Genomic DNA, 19,358 nt, shown 5'->3' with positions numbered 1-19,358 from the left:
AATCATGAATATGCCAGTTCAAGCACAATATTTCAAAAACCCAAAAAATCGTGAACTCACTGATGCACAACTTGATGAACTCGCACGTGAACTTGATGCAATTAAGCAGGAAGTTCTTGATGATTTAGGTGAAAAAGACGAAAAGTATATTAAGCGAGTGTATGCAGCGATTCGCTACAGTTCAATCCTTGGACGTGCATGCTTATTTGCTGGCTGGTTTCCTCCAGCATGGCTTTTAGGCACAGGCTTGCTTGGTTTTGCCAAAATCATGGAAAACATGGAGTTGGGCCATAATGTGATGCATGGTCAATATGATTGGATGAACGACCCTAAATTTAAAGGGACAACTTACGAATGGGATATCGTCGGCACATCTGATGATTGGCGCCAAACCCACAACTACAAACACCATACCTATACCAATATTAAAGGTATGGATGATGATATTGGTTATGGAATTCTTCGTTTGTTCCCAGAGCAACGCTGGAAAAAAGGATATTTATTACAACCACTTTACAGTATTCCATTCTGTTTGTTATTCCAGTGGGGTGTAGCGATTCAGAACTTAGAAATTGGTAAGCGCTTAAAAGGGCGCATGACCAAAGAAGAATTTCAACAACGTTTGAACCCGATGAAAAAGAAAATGGGGAAACAGTTATTTAAAGATTATGTTTTCTTCCCACTCATCGCTGGTCCTGCAGCATTACCCGTTTTAACAGGTAATTTAGTCGCTAATGGTATTCGTAACATTTGGACATTCAGTATTATTTTCTGCGGTCATTTCACCAAAGATGTGGAAGTTTTCCCGAAGTCAGTTTTAGAAAATGAAAGCCGTGGCCATTGGTATATGCGTCAAATTCGTGGGTCTTCTAACCTCACAGGTTCAGAAGGATTCCATATTCTGACGGGGCATCTGAGTCATCAGATTGAGCATCATCTTTATCCAGATATTCCTGCTCGACGTTACCGTCAAATGGGGCCTAAAGTGAAAGCGGTGTGTGAAAAATACGGCTTGAATTACAATAATGCGAGTTTATTTAAACAATATGGTCAGGTTTTGGGACGTATTGTGAAATATGCCTTCCCATTTAAAAAGTAAGGAACAAAAAAAAGCCACTTATTGAGTGGCTTTTTGAACTTTAATAGCAAACTATTTTAATTGAATTGATCCATTTGCATTGACTGTGATTGTTGATTCTCCAGCAGCCATATTTTGTGAGTCTGCAACGGGTGCACTCTCTATAACCATTGCGGCACGTGCCATGGCCAATGGTCTTGGTGAATAATTATTGGTGTTCATATTCAAGTTAACCAAGTTATAACTAGAACGATTCCAAGCTTTAGTGAGAACCTGAGCGCGCTGTTGGAAATTTTGCGTGGCTTCAGTCAATAACTCATTTTCAACCTGCTTTCGTTTTTCAGTGGAAACAGTGAAATTAATCGATTGTGTTTGAAAATCTTGTTGTAACTCGCTAATTAATTGGCTCGCTGCTTTAAAATCTTTGCTTTCAATATTCACTTCAGCGCGGCCGCGCCATTCCTTCAGTTTTGTTGAATTGTTGTTGTCATAGACAGGGTAAGTGGTCTGAGAACCTGTTTCGACCTTAACTTGGGGGTATTTTTTACTGATGTTGATGGCCTGATTCATCAATTGGGTCATTTGTGTTGAAAGTTGTGCAGGCTGTTTATTACTTTTTTCAATAAATAGAATGGCGTGCATTTCGTCATTAGAGACTTGTTTAGAAGCGTCTGCTTGAAGATTAATAATATTAGTTTTAGGTTCTGTGTCAGCAAGTACCGAAAAGCTAATCCCGGTAGCTAAGATCAATAGTGGCAGTTTTAATAATTTCATTGTTATCTCTGTATCTTCACCTGATGAATATTCTACAGAATATTCTAATCTTTTTTGATGGAGAAAAAATGTGATTATTTGGTGATGAGATAGTAGCAATTGTAATATTCAACACCGATTTTACGACTTAAGTCGCCTTAACAAGGCTTTTAAAATGTATTTTAATTGAATTGTAGTTGAACAATAAAAGAATATAACTTGTCTTTGGATTAGTGCATTAATAATTTGTAATTCATGGATAATTCTATTATCAATGGTCTAATAAGTAGTATTAGAAATAGATTAAACATTCTGTATATTTAAATAATAAAATTTTAAAAACATGTAAAACAATAAGATAGTGTTTTCATTTGATAAATTATTTATAGTCTGAAACTATTGTCATAAAGAAAATAAGTATTGGCATATAGGTCAAGATTTTTCCATTCTAGCTCTCATCAGAGATGCAGGTATCTCTCTAAAAGAATTTGTCCTTTAGAAGATTGTTTTCAAGCAATTTCCTAAGGTCAAATAGATCATCGAATGAAGTTGAAGGAAGTCTTGATGTCTAATTCTGCTGTAGTTGAATCAGTAGCACAAGCGTTACGAACTGCTGAATTATCACAAAGTGCAATCGCACCAATTCGCCCAACGTTGGGTGGTGAAGCTGCTGATGTAGATATCGCTTACGCTGTACAAGAAGTGAATACAGCGCGTGCCTTATCAGAAGGTCGTCGTTTAGTTGGGCGTAAAATCGGTTTGACATCAAAAGTGGTTCAAGCACAACTCGGTGTAGATCAACCTGACTTCGGTATGCTGTTTGCAGACATGGCTTATGGTGATGGAGAGGCGATTCCTGCAGGTCTATTGATCCAACCTAAAGTAGAAGCGGAAATCGCTTTGGTGATCAAACAAGATTTAACGAAAGAAAAACACACTTATGCTGACATTATCAGCGCGACTGATTATGCACTTCCTGCTGTTGAGGTGGTGGATAGTCGAATTGAAAACTGGAAGATCAGTTTGATTGACACTGTCGCAGATAATGCATCTTCAGCTGCATTTGTATTGGGTTCACGTCCTGTAAAACTCGATAACCTTGATCTAGTGAATTGTAAAATGATCATGACACGTGGTGAAGAAGTCGTGTCTCAAGGTGTTGGTAAGGCTTGCTTAGCAAACCCTTTAAATGCAGCTGTCTGGCTTGCTGATGAAATGGTACGTCGTGGTCGTCCATTGTTAGCTGGTGACATTATTTTAACAGGTGCATTAGGCCCTATGGTTGTAGCAAACCCAGGTGATGAATTCAAAGTTGAGATTGAAGGCTTTGGTTCAGTGACTGCTGCTTTCGCTGCTGAATAAGTCGGAATTTTGAGAGAGTACGTTAATGAAAAAGATTAAATGTGCAATGATCGGACCAGGTAACATTGGTACTGATTTGCTTTACAAACTTCAACGTAGCGAATGGTTAGAGCCAGTTTGGATGGTGGGTATCGATCCTACTTCTGAAGGTCTTGCTCGTGCTGCGAAAATGGGTTTAAAAACCACTGCAGAAGGGGTTGATGGTCTTCTTCCTCACGTCATTGAAGATGATATCAAAATTGCTTTTGATGCAACGTCTGCATATGTACATGCTGAAAACAGCCGCAAGTTAAATGAACTTGGTGTACTGATGATTGACTTAACACCTGCTGCAATTGGTCCTTTCTGTGTTCCACCTGTGAACTTAGAAGCTTTACTTGCAGAAGGTGAAGTGCCTAACGTGAATATGGTAACGTGTGGTGGTCAGGCGACAATTCCTATGGTTGCAGCAGTTTCACGTGTTCAACCTGTTGAATATGGTGAGATCATCGCGACTGTGTCTACAAAATCTGTAGGTCCTGGTACACGTAAAAATATCGACGAATTCACACGTACAACTGCGGGTGCTATTGAGAAAGTTGGTGGTGCGAAAAAAGGTAAAGCGATCATCATCATTAACCCTGCTGAGCCACCACTTATGATGCGTGACACAGTACACTGTCTTGTTGAAGGTGAGCCAGATCAAGCTGCGATCACTGAATCAGTTCACGCGATGATTAAAGAAGTGCAAAAATATGTACCAGGTTACAAACTTGTAAATGGTCCAATTTTTGATGGTAACCGTGTTTCTATCTTCTTGGAAGTAGAAGGTTTGGGTGATTTCTTGCCGAAATATGCAGGTAACCTCGACATTATGACAGCTGCAGCTGCTCGTACAGCAGAAATGTTTGCTGAACACGTATTCAACAAAGAAGAAGCTTAAGGAGCAACCGCATGTCTAAGATTATTGTTCATGATATGACTTTACGTGATGGTATGCATCCGCAGCGCCATCAAACGACTGTTGAGCAAATGATTGCAATTTCAACAGCACTTGATGATGCAGGCGTACCATTAATTGAAGTCACTCACGGTGACGGCCTTGGTGGTTCATCAGTAAACTACGGTTTTGCTGCTGCGACTGACGAAGAATACTTGTCTGCTGTTGTACCGCGTATGAAGAATGCAAAAGTTTCTGCACTTCTTCTTCCTGGTATCGGTACGGTTGACCACTTGAAAATGGCACATGAAATCGGTGTATCAACGATTCGTGTTGCAACTCACTGTACTGAAGCTGACTGTTCTGAACAGCACATCACCGCTGCGCGTAAATTAGAAATGGACACAGTGGGCTTCTTAATGTTGGCTCACATGGCATCTCCAGAGCGTCTTTTAGAAGAAGCGAAGAAGATGGTGTCTTACGGTGCAAACTGTATTTATGTGACTGACTCAGCAGGTTACATGCTTCCTCAAGATGTAATTGATCGCGTTGGACACTTACGTCAACACTTGGACCCAAGCATTGAGTTGGGTTTCCACGGTCACCACAACTTAGGTATGGGTGTATCAAATACTGTTGCTGCTGTTGAAGCAGGCGCGGTACGTGTTGACTTGGCATCTGCAGGTCTCGGTGCGGGTGCAGGTAACACACCACTTGAATTGTTCATCGCTGTTGCAAATCGTATGGGTATGGACACAGGCGTTGACTTGTTCAAAGTACAAGATGTTGCTGAAGATCTCGTGATTCCAATGATGCACAACCCAATTCGTGCAGACCGTGATGCAGCTACTTTAGGTTATGCGGGTGTTTACTCTTCATTCCTATTGTTCGCTAAACGTGCTGAAGCGAAATATGGCGTATCTGCGCGTGAAATCTTAATGGAGCTTGGTCGCCGTGGTACTGTTGGTGGTCAGGAAGACATGATTGAAGATCTAGCTTTGACTATGGCTAAAGCAAAAGAACTTAACGCATAATTTAAAAGTGATTTGAAAGAGCACTCTTAGGAGTGCTTTTTTTATGAATTTAGAAAAGATACATATAAAAAAACAATTGCGTGAGATGTTTGGGTGCTTATATTGAGTGATTTGGTGTAGAGCGTATCGTGATTGTTAAACTTAAAAACTATTAAATAAAATGGCAAAATGCTTTTGGGTTAATTTGTAAGATATTAAAATATAATAAATTATCCATAGTAAAAGTTAATTTGCTTAGTTACTGAGCTATTATTAATTGTTTATAACAATGAGAGTTTTTAAAGTATTGTTTTTCATCGGAAAAGTCTAAATTTTTTTTAGACTCTAGTCTGATTTCTTCAGAGTGCACAATTTAGCAATATGCTCATCAACGCTGATTTGAGTATAGGATGAAGCCATGCGTCATCAAAAATTATGGCTAGCAATGATTGCTGCAACAACTCTAGGGACAACTGCTGCTCACGCGAATTTTGTGGCTGATTCAAATGTTCAGCTTAAATTTAAAAATTTCTATTTAGAACGTAATTACGATACAGCACCAAATCTAGATTATGGTAACTGGACGCAAGCAATCACTTTAGATGCTAAATCGGGTTATCACGATATTGGTGCAGGCATTCAAGTTGGTGCAGATCTCTTGGCTCAATATGCAATTGGATTGAAATCTCGTGATTCTGTAAATGACATTCATATGCCATATGATAACAGTCAAGGTCGTACAGAACGCGATAATGCTAAATTCGGTGCGACTTTAAAAGTTAAAGTTTCTGAAACTGAACTTAAAGTAGGTGATTTATTGCCGATGTCACCAGTTATTTTCTTCGATCCATCACGCCAATTATTAACCACCTATAGTGGTGCATGGTTAGAGTCGAAAGATATTCAGGATACTAAATTAACCTTGGCTTATATTGATGGTATTAATGCGCGTTACGATAATCAGTATCAAGATTTGACCTTATTCCCAAACAATGATTTTGCAAAGGCAGAAGCTCAAGGTCTCACAACTGATGACGGAATGTATATTGTTGGTGTTGATCACCAGTTTACATCAAAGATTGGTGGTAGTTATTGGTTCGCTGATTTAACTGATATCTTCAAGCAACATTATGTTGCTGCAAGCTATAAAACTAAACTTGATGAAAAAACGAATTTAGATGCACATATTCGTTACTTCGATAACAGTGAAACTGGCGATAAACTTTTTGGTGAAATCGATAGCCAAGCTATTTCTATGGGGGCGAAAGTCAACCATGGTATGCATACCGTTCAGTTGGGTTATCAAGAGATGTTTGGGGAGCATGGAGATAAAGCGACACTATTCCCAACATTGGGTGGTTGGGTGCCACAACCTTATTTAGATAATTGGTCCGTCGCGAGTTTTATCCGTAAGGATGAGAAATCTTGGAGCGTTGGTTATACCTATAATTTTAAAGAAATGGGTGTCCCAGGATTATCGGCAACTGTGCGTCATTTCCAAGGTTGGAATATTGATACTACAACACCAGGTCGAGGTCGTGAGAACGAAAATAATATTATCGTGAACTATGTTGTGCCAGAAGGTAAGTACAAAGGTCTTGGTTTCAACTACATGTTCATTGATACTAATTATAACAACATCAATGTTCCAGGCACCTTGAGTGATTTAGAAGAGCATCGTGTGGCGTTAAGTTATAGTTATAAATTCTAAAGAATGAAATTGATCTCGATATGATGAGTAGGGATTATATCGAGATCTTATTAAGTCATATTCAGAGGGTGAATATTGATTTTAAAAAAATAAGAAAAAACAGTAATTTATTTAATTGTTAAAAAGATGGATGCAATCGTAAATTTGTATCAGTTGAAAGGTACAGAGCAGTTAATATAAGCCTGTAAAACTATCATTTGTAAACATCAACTGATGATTGTTTCACAAATATATGATCAGTTATAGACAGTTAGAGGACTATGATGAGCACTGTTCAAATTCCAGAATATAAAACGGATTCATTCTTTGGTTTAGAAGATAAATGGATCGAAACTGCTGAAGGTGAGTTAACCCATTATCATGAAATTGGTGAAGGCACGCCTATTTTATTCCTTCATGGTTCTGGTACTGGTGTATCAGCAGCTGCTAACTGGTGGTTGAATTTACCTGCAATTGGTGAGCAAGCGCGTTGTATCGCAATTGATACCATTGGTTATGGTCAAACTGTCGTTGCACCAGGAACTCAATACGGTATTCGTGCATGGGTTGATCATGCAATTCGTACTCTTGATGCACTTGGTATTGAAAAAACATGGTTAGTAGGTAATTCGCTAGGTGGTTGGTTAGCATTCCAGTTGGCACTTGATTATCCAGAGCGTGTACTCGGTATTGTTTCAATGGGTACAGGTGGTGCAAAACAAACTGCAGCCCTAAAAGCGCATGCAAACCCAGTTTTAACAGAAGAAGGTATTCGTAAGACACTTTCAATGTTCGTTGTAAATAAAGACTTAATTACAGATGAGCTGGTAAAAGTACGTTTTGATTCTGCGGCGAATGACTACGCATCTGATCGTTTAATGGATGTTGTGGGTGCGCGTGACCGTGATCGTTTCGAGTTCCCATTAGACTTTGAAAAAATGAAAGATATTACAGTTCCTGTATTATTGATTCATGGTACTCAAGATGTGGTGATTCCTGTGTCTCGTACTTGGGACATTTTAAATATCGTTCCTAATGCTGATGCACATATTTTCAGTCAGTGCGGTCACTGGTCACAAGTTGAAAAAGCAGAAGAATTTAATACGGTGATCAAAAATTATCTAGCAGTTCATGGTGTTAAATAATTTCAGATCCTAAAAAACTAAAAAAGAGGATGATTTAATCATCCTCTTTTTTAAAACTGAAAATACAGAACATGTGTTTAATACGTTTAAATCTGCATATTGATAATCAATATTGAGCATTGATCTGTTTTAATTCATTAGACTTAAGTGGTAGAGCAAGTCTAGTTAGTTAATGGGTTGTTTAAAAATTAGTCTAATCTAAAGCCTGAATTCATACAATTTATGATGATATTCGTAAAACTTTATTAGACTAAAGTCTAAGACTGATGGTTGAAATAAAAAATAAAAATCACCGCTATGTTTAACGGTGATCATTAATTTGAAAAAAAATTAATTAATTACGATTAATATCAAGGTAAAAAACAGAGCTCAGTAAGTCCATAAATTTTTTGACGCCTTCTGAGTTAGTACTTTTTCTATAGCTTGCAAATAAATCGATTGAAGGTAATTCCACGTCTAGCGGGCGAATCACGGTGTTATTCATCGTCAGTGGTGCGATATATCCAGGTAGAAAAGTACAGCCCAGGTTCATGCCAATAGAATTAATGTTAAAGAGGATATTGTCTGCAGTTTGAACAATATTTAAATTGATTTGATGGTATTTTGCAAAATCTAGAATGATCTTATTTAGGGTTTGAGATTGCTGTTCAGAAGGAATAATGAAATCGATTCCATCGAGCTCTTTTACTGGAATGCGATCGTATTTAGCGAGTGGATGATCTTTGGGGAGTAAGAAAATCAAAGGTTCTCGTAAAACAAATTGACTTTCGATTTCATCACTAAATAGATTTTGACGAGTAAAAGCGATATCAATTTCGCCTTTTTTTAACATTTTTGACTGATCGGAGTTGTTTAAGCTTAACAATTCAATCTTTAAATCCCGGTTTTGAACACGAAGATTAGGGAGAACGTAAGGAAAAATTTTCATTTCAACTACAGGAACAAAGCCGATACGTAACAATTGCTGTTTAGATTTGGCAATCTGACGAGTCATTGCGACTGCTTTGTCTGCTTGGGCTATCGTGAGGCGAGCTTGTTCAAGGAAGACTTGACCCTCCTCAGTGAGTTCTACCTTACGTTTTGTACGATAAAGCAAAGGGACGCCAATTTCATCTTCAAGATCTTTAATCTGCTGGCTCAATGATGGCTGAGCAGTATAAAGGCGCAAGGCTGCTTTGGTGAAGTTGAGTTCTTCTGCCACAGCAATGAAATATCGTAGGTGTCGTAGTTCCATAAAAAAATCATCCAAAGATTGATTCATATAATGTCTAAATATGATCAAGTGCGAGTATAGTTCACAAATGGATATTCGGTGAAGTGGGACTGAGCATATTGAAATATCAACGTTATTATTAAAATATGGTAAAATTCACGTATTGAGCGATTGATTAATTTATCGATAAAACATCTTGATTCAAACAAAAAAAATATTTCCCCAAAACTCGTTCAAAACTCATTATCTCTGCAAAGTTGAGTCTATTAGTTTGTGTCTAATTTAGTCACAGGAGAGCTTTTCATGAGTGGGAAAATTGATGTGCGCGAAATCGATGCTTTAGTCGATGCACAAAATGGACGTATCACGCCATCTATTTATACAGATCCAGATATCTATGAACTAGAACTTGAACGTGTGTTCGGTCGTACATGGTTATTCCTTTGCCATGAAAGCCAAATTCCAAAGGCTGGTGATTTCTTCAATACCTATATGGGTGAAGATCCGATCATCGTGGTACGTCAAAAAGACGGTTCAATCAAAGCATTGTTAAACCAATGTCGTCACCGTTCGATGCGCGTGAGCTTTGCTGACTGCGGTAACACTCGTGCATTTACATGTCCATACCATGGTTGGTCTTATGGCGTAGACGGCTCTCTTAAAGATATTCCTCTTGAAGATCGTGCATTCCCTCAAGGCGCATGTAAAGAGAAGTGGAGTTTGATCGAAGTAAACCGTGTGAAGTCTTATAAAGGCTTAATCTTCGGTTGTTGGGATGAAACAACTCCAGACCTTGAAGAATACATGGGTGATATCGCTTGGTACTTAGATGGCGTATTAGATCGTCGTCCAGGTGGTACTGAGATCATCGGTGGTGTTCATAAGTGGGAAATCGAATGTAACTGGAAATTTGCGGCTGAACAGTTTGCATCTGACCAATATCATGCATTGTTCTCTCACGCATCTGCGATTCAAGTATTAGGTGCTAAACCTGATGACGAATCTACTAAGAAATTAGGTGCTGCGCAAACTGCACGTCCTGTATGGGAAACTGCGAAAGACGCAATCCAATATGGTTCACGTGGTCACGGTTCAGGCTTTTTCTTTACAGAGAAACCAGATGCAAACGTATGGGTTGATGGTGAAGTAGCAAACTATTTCCGCGAAACTTACGAAGAAGTTAAAGAGCGTCTTGGTGAAATCCGTGCGTTACGTCTTGCGGGTCATAACACTATGTTCCCAACATTGTCTTGGTTAAACGGTACAGCAACACTTCGCGTATGGCATCCACGTGGTCCAAACAAAACTGAAGTATGGGCGTTCTGTATTGCGGATGCTGAAGCGTCACAAGAAGTGAAAGAAGCGTTTGAACGTTCTGCGACACGTGCATTTGGTCCAGCTGGTTTCTTAGAGCAAGATGACTCTGAAAACTGGATCGAAATTCAAAAAGTCTTACGTGGTTACAAAGCGCGTCAAAACAAACTCATTATGGAAATGGGTCTTGGTAACGAGAAAATTCGTGAAGATGGTATCCCTGGTATCACTAACTATATTTTCTCAGAAACTGCGGCACGCGGCATGTACCGTCGTTGGGCAGACTTGCTAATCCATGAAAAATGGGAAGATGTTGAGAAAGCAGCTGACGAATATGAGAAGGAGCTTATGAAATGAGTCAAGTGAGTTTAGAACTTCACCATCAAATTAGCCAATTCCTCTATCGTGAAGCGAAATTGCTTGACGATTGGAAATTCCGCGACTGGTTAGATACGTTAGCTGAAGATATTTCTTACACGCTACGTACAACACCAAATGCTCAAACACGTGACCGTCGTCGTTCAATTGAACCACCTACAACTTGGGTGTTCAATGATACGAAAGATCTTTTAGAGCGTCGTGTTGCTCGTCTTGAAACAGGTATGGCTTGGGCTGAAGAGCCTCCATCACGTACAACTCATATGGTGAGTAACGTGATCGTAGAAGCTACTGAAGTTGAAGGCGAATACGATGTATACGTTACATATCTTTTGTACCGTACACAAAAAGAGAAAGATGTCACGATTTACTGTGGTAAACGTCATGACAAGATCCGTAAAGTTGAAGGTGGCCTAGGCTTCCAAATTTTCAACCGTAAGATCACGCTTGATCAAGTTACCTATAACTCTCACAACCTGAGTGTGTTCTTCTAATGAATAAGATTTTTGTTTGCCAAGTTGACGAATTAGACGAAGGCGAAGCGTTGAAAGTAGATTGCGGCGTTAACGGTATCGATGCGCTTGCAGTGTTTAACAATGGTGGTGAGTTCTTCGCAATGAATGACCGTTGTTCTCATGGTAATGCTTCAATGTCAGAAGGTTATCTTGAAGATGATGGCACTGTCGAATGTCCATTGCATTCAGCTCGCTTCTGTTTAAAAACCGGTCAAGCATTATGTTTACCAGCGACAGATCCAATTCAAACTTTCCCAGTGATTGTTGAAGATGGTGCGTTATACGTTGAGATGGCAGGAGAGTAATCATGGGTTGGCTTAAAGGCGAAGTTGCACTGATCACAGGTGGTGGTTCTGGTTTAGGTTGGGCTTTAGTTGAACGCTTCCTTGAAGAAGGTGCGCACGTTGGTGTGTTACAACGTTCACAATCTAAAGTCGATGCTTTAAAAGAACGCTTTGGTGATCAAATTGTTGCAATCGCTGGTGATGTTGCCAACTATGAAGACAATGTCCGTGCTGTAAAAGCAACTGTTGAGCGTTTTGGTAAGCTTGATTGTTTTATTGGTAATGCAGGAATCTGGGATCACTACGCAGATATCGTCAATACTTCAGGTGAGCAACTTGATAAAGCGTTTGACGAAATCATGGGAATTAATACGAAAGCATTAATTCTAGGTGCTAAAGCTGCACTTGATGAGTTAGTAAAATCTGAAGGTTCGATAATCTTCACACTATCTAACTCAGCATTATATTCTGCGGGTGGTGGTCCAGTTTACACAGCATCTAAGCATGCTGGCGTAGGCATCATGAAGGAATTGGCGTACGAGCTTGCACCCAAAGTTCGTGTGAATGCTGTTGCGCCGTCAGGTATGAATGTAAACATTAAAGGTGCTGCATCATTAGGCCAAGAAAATCTAGGTCTTTTAGATGCGCGTGATCCTGAGAAAATCGCGCGTGGTATGCCGTTGAACTTCTTACCTGAGCCTGAAGAAATGACAGGTTCTTATGTGCTCTTGGCATCTCGTCAAAATAACCGACCTTTAACTGGTGTTCTGATCAATGCAGAATGTGGTTTGGGTATTCGTGGTCTACGTCAACCACGTGCTGGTTTCTTTGACGAATAAAATCTAGTCTAAAAAATGGACTTATCGGCAGCCTGTTCTAAGGCTGCCTTCCTTTTAAGGAGTCTCTCATGGCCGTTAAACTTATTTGTGCTTCGCACAGTCCTTTAATGGAATTTGCTTCACCTCAAGATCAGTCAAAAGAGCAAAAAGTACGTGCTGCTTTTGAACAATTATCTGCTGAAGTAAAAGCTTACGATCCAACACTGATCATTACTTTTGGTCCAGACCATTTTAACGGTTTTTTCTACGACCTTATGCCAAGTTTCTGTGTCGGTATCCGTGCTACGGCTGCTGGTGACTGGGATTACGGTAAAATTGACAATAAAATCGATGTTCCTGAAGACAAGGCTTTGGCACTTGTGCGTCAAGTTCTAGATGAAGGTGTTGATGTTGCATACTCATATCGTATGCAGGCTGACCATGGTGTGACTCAACCATTACACTTCCTTTGTGATGGAAAACTTGATCGTTATAAAACGATTCCAATATTTATTAATGGTGCTGCCGCACCAATGCCAACCACAAAGCGTACCATTGCTTTAGGCCGTGCGGTTGGACAATATATTAAGTCACTTAATCTTGAAAATGAGCGTGTACTTGTATTGGGTACAGGTGGTTTGTCTCATGATCCACCAACACCTCAAATGGGTTCAGTGCCACCAGAAGTTGAAGAGTTTTTAATTGCTGGCCGTAATCCAACTGAAGAAGCACGTAATGCGCGTCAAGCGAAAATTATTGCAGTTGGTCAGAAACTCGCTGCTGGAGATACATCAGTTGCAGTACCGCTGAGCCCTGAGTGGGATATTGCATTGCTTGAGAAATTTAAACAAGCAGATTTTGCTGCAATGGAAGCGATGACTGAGGCAGAAATTCGTGTCGAAGGTGGTCGTGGTGGTCAAGAAGTGCGTTGCTGGATGGCAGCATTTGCTGCACTGAGCGAAGTTGGTGAGTATGAAATGACAACTCACTGCTATGAAGATATTAGTGAGTGGATTGCGGGCTTCGGTATCGTATCTGCGGAATTAAAAGGTTAATCCCATGAGCAATGTAAACAACATCGTCATCGTTGGTGCGGGTCAAGCAGGCGCAAGTGCGATCCTTGAGCTTCGTGCAAACAAATATGAAGGTAAAATCACATTAATTGGTGATGAAACGCATCTTCCTTATGAGCGTCCACCACTGTCTAAAGACGTGATTTTAAAACCTGAAGAAACCAAGATTGAAATTTTATCTGAAGAAAAATTAGCAGATCTTGGTGTGACAGCAATTCGCGGTAATGGTGTCGTGAAAATCAACGCTGAAGCCAAAACTGTCGAACTTCAAAATGGTGATGTTGTTGCTTATGACAAATTGCTGATTGCAACTGGCGGTGCAGCACGTCGTCTTCCAAACTTCGACGCACTTGGCAAACATGTTTACACGCTGCGTAATCTTGAAGATTCACAAGCCCTTGTACCAGTGTTACAAAAAGGTCAACGTATCATCCTGATTGGTGGTGGTGTAATCGGTCTTGAGCTTGCATCATCTGCACGTTTCAAAGAATGTGAAGTCACTGTCATTGAAATGGGACCAATGGTGATGGGGCGTTCATCGCCACGCATCTTGAGTGAATTCTTGCTTGAACAGCAAAAATTGGCAGGTGTGGATGTTCGTCTTTCAACTTCAATTGCAGATTGCAAGCTTGATGGCGAAGAAATTGTGGTGACTTTAGCTGATGGCGAAGAACTTCGTGCGGATGCTGTGGTTTACGGTATCGGTATTGTGCCAAATGCACAGTTGGCAGTTGATGCTGGTCTTGACGTTGATCTCGCGATCAAAGTAAACGAAAATTGCCAAACCTCGAATGCTGATATTTATGCGGCAGGTGATGTGGCAACTCAACTTCGTGACTGTGGTAACCACCGTCGTGTTGAGACTTGGGAAAATGCTAATCTTCAAGCAGGTATCTTTGCACGCCATGTGATGGGTGTAGAACATCCTACTCCTAATCCAGCATGGTTCTGGACAGATCAGTTGGACATTAACTACCAATTCGTAGGTGATATGGCAGCAGCTGAGTGGTTAGTACGTGGTGAAATCAATCCTGAGCTACGTGCAGAATCTTCATTTGTATTGTTCGGTGTGACTGACGGTATTATTGTTGGTGGTATTACGGTAAATGCGGCTAAAGAAATGCGTCATCTTAAAAAATTGATTAGCAAACAAGCTGCATTTGAAGCAGATAAATATTTAGATCTTAGCCAAGACCTTCGTAAACTTGTGAAGTAAACTTGGTGAGATTGTGCAACAGACCTAGGGTAACTTAGGTCTGTTTTTTATGTGCCTAAGAAAATATTGATTTAATTTTGAGCAAATTATGAATTCTAGTTCCTCAAATATAATGGTCGTTGCGAGTATATATGCCTTATTGGTATTGATATGGGCTGCAACACCACTTGCCATTGTATGGAGTGTTGCAGAAATTCATCCAATGTGGGTGCTCATCATTCGATACTTTGGTGCATCTATAATTGCTTTGGCGTTGCTCAAAATGATGCGTGATCCACTCCCGTTTGATCATGTATCGCTGAAAAGTTATGTAGCTGGTAGCCTAAATTTAATAGGTGCGCAGTTATTTATCTATTTGGCAGCGAATTATTTAACGTCAGGCTTAATGGCACTGATCTTCGGATTTTCGCCATTAATTGCAGGTCTCATTGGACATCTCATCCTAAAAACACATAAGTTGTCTATTTTACAATGGAGTGGAATGGTCATTGCCGTATTGGGTCTCACATTTGTTTTTGCAGAATCTGCAGATGAGCGAGTCAATCCTTGGGGTGTGGTTCTGATGCTGATCAGTATGGTGTCGTATATCAGTTCGATTTTTTGGGTCAAACAAATTAATGCACCTTTAAGCCCCATGAGTCAGGCGACAGGTTCATTAATCTTTTCAGCTTTAGGATCACTCTTAATCATTCCATTCATTTGGCAACAAATCCCAACTGTGCTACCAAGTACGCAAGCGATGGTGGGTTTTTTGTTCACAATGATCATGTCATCAATTGTTGCGATGCTGTGCTATTTTTGGTTAATCCGCCGCTTAGCAGCGTCGACAGTGTCTTTGAGTAATGTCATGACGCCAGTCATCGCCCTAGTTTTGGGGGCATCCTTAAATAATGAAATTATTCATAATGAAGCCTTGTGGGGGATTGTCGTGGTGATGATGGGGTTGCTGATGTATTTTAATCGAGAACTCTTGAAACTATTCTTAAAAAAATGAGTGAAAAAAAGTGGTTTTAATCACACACGTACAACTACATGAATATATAAGATTCATAATGTTACAAAACTATGCTTTAGCCCAAGCTCGAATTTAGGAATACTGAAAAAGTCAGTTCAAATCAGCAAAAAAAATTGAACATTTTTTGCATAATTTGGACTGTTTTACTTTAGCTCAAGTTCAAACTTATCTAAAATAGAAGTGGTACAGTTTGAAATCTATACAAGTTATCAATTTGTCACATTAATATTTTAGAATCTGCTGGTGAAAACGATAGAAATCTATTTATTTTATTTCAAAATTCGTTATCATCGCGCCCTCTAGTTATAACTCTACACAATAGGCTAACTAGAACTCTATAAAGCACCGAGTCAAAGGACCGCAAGTCACCCGACTTATTTCTATTAACCCATATCAGAGATGGTAATTCGATATGAGCGTTTCTTCTGTAAATCCTGCACCTAATTCTACTAACGAATACTATTTGACTCGCCAAAGTCAGATGGAATCTAATGTTCGTAGCTATCCACGTAAATTGCCGTTAGCGATAGCAAAAGCACAAGGTTGCTGGGTTACTGATGTTGAAGGTACAGAGTACCTCGATTGTTTAGCTGGGGCAGGAACATTGGCTTTGGGCCATAATCATCCTGCGGTCATTCAAAGTATTCAAGACACTTTAGCGAGTGGTCTTCCATTACATACTTTGGATTTAACGACACCTTTAAAAGATGCTTTTACTGAAGCTTTACTTGCTGAATTACCGGGTGGTAAAGAAGAGTACTGCCTACAGTTCTGTGGTCCATCTGGTGCAGATGGTACAGAAGCAGCAATTAAACTTGCAAAAACATATACTGGCCGTGGCACTGTGATCAGCTTCTCTGGTGGCTACCATGGTATGACTCACGGCTCATTAGCAATGACAGGTAATTTGTCTGCTAAAAACGCTGTTAATGGTTTAATGCCAGGCGTTCAATTCATGCCGTATCCACATGAATACCGTTGCCCACTAGGTTTAGGCGGTGAAGCGGGTGTTGACGCGCTTACTTATTTCTTTGAAAACTTCATCGAAGATGTTGAAAGCGGTGTGACTAAGCCTGCTGCAGTTATCCTTGAAGCGATTCAAGGCGAGGGCGGTGTGGTTACAGCACCTGTGAAATGGTTGAAAAAAATTCGTGAAGTGACTGAAAAGCACAACATCGTTTTAATTCTTGATGAAGTACAAGCTGGTTTCGCGCGTTCAGGAAAAATGTTTGCCTTTGAACATGCGGGTATCGAACCTGATGTTGTAGTGATGTCGAAAGCAGTAGGTGGAAGCTTACCACTTGCAGTACTTGGTATTAAGCGTAAGTTTGATGCTTGGCAGCCTGCAGGTCACACGGGTACTTTCCGTGGTAACCAATTGGCTATGGGTACTGGTCTTGCTACGATCAAAACGATTAAAGAACAAAATCTTGCGCAAAACGCACAAGAGCGCGGTGATTTCCTTCAAGCTGAATTGAAGAAATTAGCTGCAGAATTCCCATGTATCGGTAATGTACGTGGCCGCGGTTTAATGATCGGTATCGAAATCGTTGATGAGCGTAAACCTGCTGACCATATGGGTTCACTTCCTGCAGATGGTCAATTGGCTGCTGCAATCCAAGCAGCGTGTTTCAACAACAAATTGTTGTTAGAAAAGGGTGGACGTAACGGTACAGTGATTCGTCTACTTTGCCCATTAATTATTAACCAAGCTGAATGTGAAGAAGTAATTGTGCGCTTTAAGAAAGCAATTTCTGAAGCATTAGTTGCGGTACGAGGCGCTTAATTCATGGTAGATTTTGCAGAACACCGTAAAGCTTTGCTCTGTAATGATGCTGCATCCATTGCTGACTATACGTCAGCAATGGATCAGGCAACTCAAGCAGTAGCAGCTTGGTTACAAAATGACAAAATGTACACAGGCGGTAGCATTAAAGAGCTACGCAGTGCAATTGCATTTAATCCTTCTAAAGAAGGATTGGGTGTGGAAAAGTCATTAGAGCGTATGGTTGAGCTATTCCTTAATAAGAGCTTAAAAGTACATCATCCTCATTCTTTAGCGCATTTGCATTGTCCTACTATGGTGACTAGCCAAATCGCAGAAGTACTCATTAACGCAACTAACCAATCGATGGACTCATGGGATCAAAGCCCTGCAGGTTCATTGATGGAAGTTCAGTTGATCGATTGGCTTCGTCAAAAAGTTGGTTATGGTGCAGGTCAAGCAGGTGTGTTCACCTCTGGCGGTACGCAGTCAAACTTGATGGGTGTATTGCTTGCACGTGATGCATGTATCGCGAAAAACTGGAAAGACGAAAACGGCAATCCGTGGTCTGTTCAGCGTGATGGCGTACCTGCGGAAGCGATGCGAAACGTTAAAGTCATTTGTTCTGAAAATGCTCACTTCTCTGTGCAAAAGAACATGGCGATGATGGGAATGGGCTTCCAATCTGTAGTGACTGTGCCTGTCGACGAAAATGCGCGTATGGACATGGATGCACTAGAGAAAACCATGGCACACCTTCAAAATGAAGGCAAAATTGTGGCATGTGTGGTTGCAACTGCAGGTACTACCGATGCGGGTGCAATTGATCCTTTAAAGAAAGTCCGTGAAATCACCAACAAGTACGGCGCGTGGATGCATATCGATGCAGCATGGGGCGGTGCTTTAATCCTATCTAATAATCACCGTGATTTGTTAGATGGTATCGAGCTTTCTGATTCAATCACACTTGATTTCCATAAGCATTACTTCCAAACGATTTCTTGTGGTGCATTCTTACTTAAAGATGAAGCGAACTATCGCTTTATGCATTATGAAGCGGAATACTTAAACTCTGCTTATGACGAAGAGCATGGTGTACCAAACTTAGTGTCTAAATCGCTACAAACAACACGTCGTTTTGATGCGTTGAAATTGTGGATGACGATTGAAGCACTCGGTGAAGAGCTTTACGGCTCTATGATTGACCATGGTGTTACTTTAACGCGTGATGTTGCAGATTATATTAAAGCAACAGATGGTTTAGAGTTATTGGTTGAGCCACAATTTGCATCAGTCTTATTCCGTGTAATTCCTGAAGGTTACCCAACAGAATTACTCGATACACTGAACCAAAACGTTGCGGATGAATTGTTTGCACGTGGTGAAGCGAATATTGGTGTGACTAAAGTCGGTCAGGTTCAATCATTGAAAATGACAACTTTAAGTCCAGTAGCAACTTTAGACAATGTGAAGAACTTGCTTGCGCTTGTACTGGCTGAGTCTGATCGCATCAAAGCTTCAATTGCTGATGGTACATATACGCCACCAATCGATTAATAGATTGTTTTTTGAAAAAAGCGCTCAATTGAGCGCTTTTTTGATATTCAAAATTCATAACTTTGACATATTTTTAGATCATGATTGAAGAAATCTTTATGCGGAATTAGGGGGGATAATTATTAAAGAATAAGTAGGTAATAAAAATATCAGTATTTAACCGTAATTATTATAAATCTTTGAAATATAATTAAAAAATAAATAAGCAGGTTGGTGTAATAAAAATAATAAAATCGTAATAAAGCTGTAA

17 protein-coding genes are annotated in these 19,358 nt (G+C 40.0%); 15 read left to right on the top strand and 2 right to left on the bottom strand.

Features of this window, described 5'->3' with window-relative positions; all coding sequences use genetic code 11:
* The first annotated feature begins 4 nt into the window (after positions 1 to 4).
* Entirely contained in the window at positions 5 to 1,099 is a 1,095-nt protein-coding gene (locus tag AC1M9E_RS09125; RefSeq protein ID WP_179997864.1) for a fatty acid desaturase family protein, read from the top strand.
* Positions 1,100 to 1,150: 51 nt separating this feature from the next.
* Here the strand turns inward: AC1M9E_RS09125 and AC1M9E_RS09120 are convergent, their stop codons facing one another.
* Positions 1,151 to 1,852, bottom strand: a complete 702-nt coding sequence (locus AC1M9E_RS09120) for an SIMPL domain-containing protein (RefSeq protein ID WP_488224710.1) — start codon at positions 1,850 to 1,852, stop codon at positions 1,151 to 1,153.
* A gap of 543 nt (positions 1,853 to 2,395) precedes the next feature.
* Between AC1M9E_RS09120 and AC1M9E_RS09115 the strand changes: the two genes are divergently transcribed.
* The 5 genes from AC1M9E_RS09115 to AC1M9E_RS09095 all read left to right on the top strand — a co-directional run bounded on the left by AC1M9E_RS09115 (position 2,396) and on the right by AC1M9E_RS09095 (position 7,960).
* Entirely contained in the window at positions 2,396 to 3,193 is a 798-nt protein-coding gene (locus tag AC1M9E_RS09115) for a 2-keto-4-pentenoate hydratase (RefSeq protein ID WP_180028836.1), read from the top strand.
* Positions 3,194 to 3,218: 25 nt separating this feature from the next.
* The gene (locus AC1M9E_RS09110; protein ID WP_035267137.1) at positions 3,219 to 4,115 is read left to right on the top strand and encodes an acetaldehyde dehydrogenase (acetylating); all 897 of its coding nucleotides are present in this window, start codon (positions 3,219 to 3,221) and stop codon (positions 4,113 to 4,115) included.
* Positions 4,116 to 4,126: 11 nt separating this feature from the next.
* Positions 4,127 to 5,146 (top strand): 4-hydroxy-2-oxovalerate aldolase, encoded by a 1,020-nt coding sequence (gene dmpG, locus AC1M9E_RS09105; RefSeq protein WP_092767099.1) that lies wholly within the window; start codon positions 4,127 to 4,129, stop codon positions 5,144 to 5,146.
* Positions 5,147 to 5,543: 397 nt separating this feature from the next.
* On the top strand, positions 5,544 to 6,836 hold the full coding sequence (locus AC1M9E_RS09100; RefSeq protein ID WP_481607658.1) for an OprD family outer membrane porin: 1,293 nt from the start codon (positions 5,544 to 5,546) through the stop codon (positions 6,834 to 6,836).
* A 263-nt stretch (positions 6,837 to 7,099) separates the two neighbouring features.
* Positions 7,100 to 7,960 (top strand): alpha/beta fold hydrolase, encoded by an 861-nt coding sequence (locus AC1M9E_RS09095; RefSeq protein WP_035267132.1) that lies wholly within the window; start codon positions 7,100 to 7,102, stop codon positions 7,958 to 7,960.
* 334 nt (positions 7,961 to 8,294) lie between these two features.
* Here the strand turns inward: AC1M9E_RS09095 and hcaR are convergent, their stop codons facing one another.
* Entirely contained in the window at positions 8,295 to 9,194 is a 900-nt protein-coding gene (gene hcaR, locus AC1M9E_RS09090; protein ID WP_035267131.1) for a DNA-binding transcriptional regulator HcaR, read from the bottom strand.
* Positions 9,195 to 9,476: 282 nt separating this feature from the next.
* On the opposite strand from hcaR, the gene hcaE reads away from it, so the two are divergent.
* The 9 genes from hcaE (at position 9,477) to AC1M9E_RS09045 (ending at position 19,108) form a co-directional block, all read left to right on the top strand.
* On the top strand, positions 9,477 to 10,844 hold the full coding sequence (gene hcaE / locus AC1M9E_RS09085) for a 3-phenylpropionate/cinnamic acid dioxygenase subunit alpha (protein WP_092767097.1): 1,368 nt from the start codon (positions 9,477 to 9,479) through the stop codon (positions 10,842 to 10,844).
* The gene (hcaF, locus tag AC1M9E_RS09080) at positions 10,841 to 11,359 is read left to right on the top strand and encodes a 3-phenylpropionate/cinnamic acid dioxygenase subunit beta (RefSeq protein ID WP_035267127.1); all 519 of its coding nucleotides are present in this window, start codon (positions 10,841 to 10,843) and stop codon (positions 11,357 to 11,359) included. Before hcaE ends, hcaF begins: the two co-directional genes overlap by 4 nt.
* Complete coding sequence (gene hcaC, locus AC1M9E_RS09075; protein WP_005181999.1) at positions 11,359 to 11,685, top strand: 3-phenylpropionate/cinnamic acid dioxygenase ferredoxin subunit; 327 nt, start codon at positions 11,359 to 11,361, stop codon at positions 11,683 to 11,685. The genes hcaF and hcaC overlap by 1 nt, the downstream gene beginning before the upstream one ends.
* A 2-nt stretch (positions 11,686 to 11,687) precedes the next feature.
* Positions 11,688 to 12,503 (top strand): 3-phenylpropionate-dihydrodiol/cinnamic acid-dihydrodiol dehydrogenase, encoded by an 816-nt coding sequence (gene hcaB, locus AC1M9E_RS09070; RefSeq protein ID WP_035267124.1) that lies wholly within the window; start codon positions 11,688 to 11,690, stop codon positions 12,501 to 12,503.
* Between the two features lie 68 nt (positions 12,504 to 12,571).
* Positions 12,572 to 13,537, top strand: coding sequence for a 3-carboxyethylcatechol 2,3-dioxygenase (locus tag AC1M9E_RS09065; protein WP_481591390.1), 966 nt, complete (start codon positions 12,572 to 12,574; stop codon positions 13,535 to 13,537).
* A 4-nt stretch (positions 13,538 to 13,541) separates the two neighbouring features.
* Entirely contained in the window at positions 13,542 to 14,771 is a 1,230-nt protein-coding gene (hcaD, locus tag AC1M9E_RS09060; RefSeq protein WP_092767094.1) for a 3-phenylpropionate/cinnamic acid dioxygenase ferredoxin--NAD(+) reductase subunit, read from the top strand.
* An 88-nt stretch (positions 14,772 to 14,859) separates the two neighbouring features.
* Complete coding sequence (locus tag AC1M9E_RS09055) at positions 14,860 to 15,765, top strand: DMT family transporter (RefSeq protein WP_481607657.1); 906 nt, start codon at positions 14,860 to 14,862, stop codon at positions 15,763 to 15,765.
* 433 nt (positions 15,766 to 16,198) lie between these two features.
* Positions 16,199 to 17,572, top strand: coding sequence for a diaminobutyrate--2-oxoglutarate transaminase (locus tag AC1M9E_RS09050; protein WP_035267118.1), 1,374 nt, complete (start codon positions 16,199 to 16,201; stop codon positions 17,570 to 17,572).
* Positions 17,573 to 17,575: 3 nt separating this feature from the next.
* Positions 17,576 to 19,108 carry a pyridoxal phosphate-dependent decarboxylase family protein gene (locus tag AC1M9E_RS09045; protein ID WP_092767092.1) on the top strand — a complete coding sequence of 511 codons (1,533 nt, stop codon included), beginning with the start codon at positions 17,576 to 17,578 and terminating at the stop codon, positions 19,106 to 19,108.
* Positions 19,109 to 19,358 lie beyond the last annotated feature (250 nt).

The organism is Acinetobacter sp. 24-47-47, assembly GCF_057737035.1.
This window is presented reverse-complemented; position numbering and strand designations above follow the sequence as displayed.